Source organism: uncultured Methanobrevibacter sp. (genome assembly GCF_937898925.1).
In the GTDB taxonomy this organism is placed as follows: Archaea; Methanobacteriota; Methanobacteria; order Methanobacteriales; family Methanobacteriaceae; genus Methanobrevibacter.
Window position 1 is genome coordinate 1 of the sequence record NZ_CALDKF010000051.1, and the last position, 2,607, is coordinate 2,607.

The 2,607-nt window shown below is 36.0% G+C and carries 4 protein-coding genes; all 4 read right to left on the reverse strand.

Annotation, left to right across the window (positions count from 1 at the left end; translation table 11 throughout):
- Window positions 1-326: 326 nt before the first annotated feature.
- Window positions 327-983 carry a DUF5715 family protein gene (locus Q0409_RS03960; protein WP_298535313.1) on the reverse strand — a complete coding sequence of 219 codons (657 nt, stop codon included), beginning with the start codon at window positions 981-983 and terminating at the stop codon, window positions 327-329.
- On the reverse strand, window positions 980-1,435 hold the full coding sequence (locus Q0409_RS03965; protein ID WP_298535315.1) for a hypothetical protein: 456 nt from the start codon (window positions 1,433-1,435) through the stop codon (window positions 980-982). The genes Q0409_RS03960 and Q0409_RS03965 overlap by 4 nt, the downstream gene beginning before the upstream one ends.
- Complete coding sequence (locus Q0409_RS03970; protein ID WP_298535318.1) at window positions 1,432-2,046, reverse strand: YiiX/YebB-like N1pC/P60 family cysteine hydrolase; 615 nt, start codon at window positions 2,044-2,046, stop codon at window positions 1,432-1,434. Before Q0409_RS03970 ends, Q0409_RS03965 begins: the two co-directional genes overlap by 4 nt.
- Window positions 2,043-2,607, reverse strand: a 565-nt coding sequence (locus Q0409_RS03975; RefSeq protein ID WP_298535320.1) for a S9 family peptidase, incomplete at its 5' end; no start/stop codon positions are given. The genes Q0409_RS03975 and Q0409_RS03970, both read right to left, overlap by 4 nt.

A 2,607-nucleotide genomic window follows, 5' to 3' on the forward strand; every position in this document is an offset into this window, starting at 1 on the left:
ATACATACCTCGTACATTCCATGCAATCAGTGCAATACTTCCCAGCACTATACCCAAATAAAATCTTAACTCCTCATCCTTCCAAATATTTTTAAATTGTCTTAAAACCAACAAATAATAACAGCTAAAATTGTTACAATTATCAAAGTAATAATAGAATAACCACTATCATACCATTTTAATAATGGATTTCTTAAGTCCCAGTCAAAACTTTGACAAATGTGACCAATACTAAAAATGAATACTACTAATCCTGTTAAAATAATAACGTTTATTGTAAGCCAAAAGCCAGACTTTCCTTAATTGGATGGTCTGGCTTTTTTCGTTTATATCCTTGTTGTTATATGAAAGCACCTTTGTTTTACCTCGTATTTCACATAGCATTTCTTCTGCCTTCTCAAATCCCTAAGCACTTCACCTAAGACTTTCTTTAAAGTTACAGGCTCTACAGATTCACAGAAACGGAAGTTCTTGAACCAAGTCTTATCATAGTAAGCATAAGCTATATCAAAGGTAGTGGCATAGCAATGGGCAGAGTTCTTGACTGCATTAGGATTGCCTGACTTCTGGAGCTTCTTTATATCCTCCTGTGTTCTAAGCACAGAAGTAACAATAATCTTATTTGGATTCAAGCCCTTACTTTCTAAAGAATCCAAGAAGTTCTTGCCAATCATATCAAGTAGTTCTGCTGCTCCATCTGTCAAATATGGAATGGAGTGCGTAAGTTTAGCAATGCTATAGTGGCTATTGCTTCTAATTCTGACCAAACCATCTTTCACATCATCTGCTGCATCCCTATTCTTTAAAGGCTGCTTGATACCAAACTTAGCTGCTGATTTTAGCTGCACTCCGTTTTGGTCATTGAATAAAGAAGCATAGTTCAGTTCTTTAATCTTGACTGATTTATTCTTATAGGGAAAGAGGATAGCCAGACAAAGCCAGACTATTCCCAACAATATTGCTAATATGATTTTCTTTTTCATTTCTTACCTTTATGTCTGAATATTTGCCATTTCGTTTTATGATAGGCTTTGGCAGGTATCATATTCTTCTGTCTGAAATCAGAAACCCATTGTTTGCCGTTCCACATTTGAATATGTCCCCAGATATGTTTACCAATGGCAGGAAACACAATCAAGTCACCTTTCTGTGGAACATAGTTTTCTTTACTTACTTCTACAAAGTCCATTCTTGGGAGCAACCACGAATAGCCATAAGCAGGTAACAAGTAAATGGGACATCCACCCTCTTGCAAAGCACGCATTACGTACCAAGCACACCAAGTTCTTGACTTGACTTCTGCGTTTTTGGTAACGTATGCAGCCGCTTTCTCTTTATCTAAAGTGTAGTTGGCATTTTCAGCATAAAGCATGATGGCTACTGCTACCACAAGCAAACCAATGATAAACTTGAATATTCCTTTCAATATCTTCATTTCACATCCTCCAAATAATCTGATTCAAAAATATCTACAGGAGCAACTGCATATTGTTCCTTAGTGATTCCTCGCTTCTTCATAGCCTTTTCTATCTGTGGCAGTTTATCAGTACCAAGAATCAGATAATCACTCACTTTCTTTGGTTCACACAGTTCTATGCCTAACTGATTCTTATAGATGTCGTATATCAATTCTGAACAATAGAACTTGCCATTATCAAATTTGAAAGCCAAGTCGTATGGCTTGCCTAAATAGCTGCCATATTTGATTTTGATATTCTCTTTATTGGAACGTTTCAACCAATATTTGCCACCTTCCCCACGAGCTATGAACTTATCCAATGGAGTAACGACCAATGTTTTTAAAGTTTCAAGGACATAAGGTTTACCATTCTTCATTACTATAATTCCACAATGGCTGATTTTTGAACGTGTGGCAATTTGAATCAAAGGAGATTGTTGTGATTGCGAAGTCTGGAAAATCACGTCACCTTCTCTTACTTCTTTTACTGGGTCAGTTTGAGCAGTCATTGTTTCCATTACCATTGAACTGAATGGTAATGCAAGTATAAATAAGATGATTCCTAATATCATAAGTGTCTTTTTCATTGCAGATTCTTTTTTACAAAGTTCATGATTTCATCTGTCTGATTCACTAAAATGAAGTGTGTTTCTTCATCATCCCAAAATAAATCAGTCTTACCACCATTGTTCTTTAATGTACGATAAGCACCTTGTAATGTTCCTGATGAATGGTCTTTTCCTCCACCAATTAATAGCACTTTACTTGCAATAGGATAAGTCTGATGTATGCCTGTAGATATGAATGTAATGGTCTTAAACTTATTGGAGAAACCATTATAAGCTACATTTACAGCACTACCACCATTTGACAAGCCCATGATGTGCAGGTTGTTCTTATCCACCTTATAGCCCATATTTTCCAAAAATGGAATCTGTTTTTTAAACAATGCGTTGATATCATTCTTCGTAAAGATGCCAGACCATGTATGTGTGCCCACACTGAGAACAATACAATCTTCCAGACCTTTCAATACACCTTGATAGAGTTTCCAATTTCCTAAAAAGCCGTGCATGAAGAACACTACAGGATATTCCTTGTTCTCATCGTAGTGTTTAGGCTTTATCAAGTAAACAGATTGCGTATTG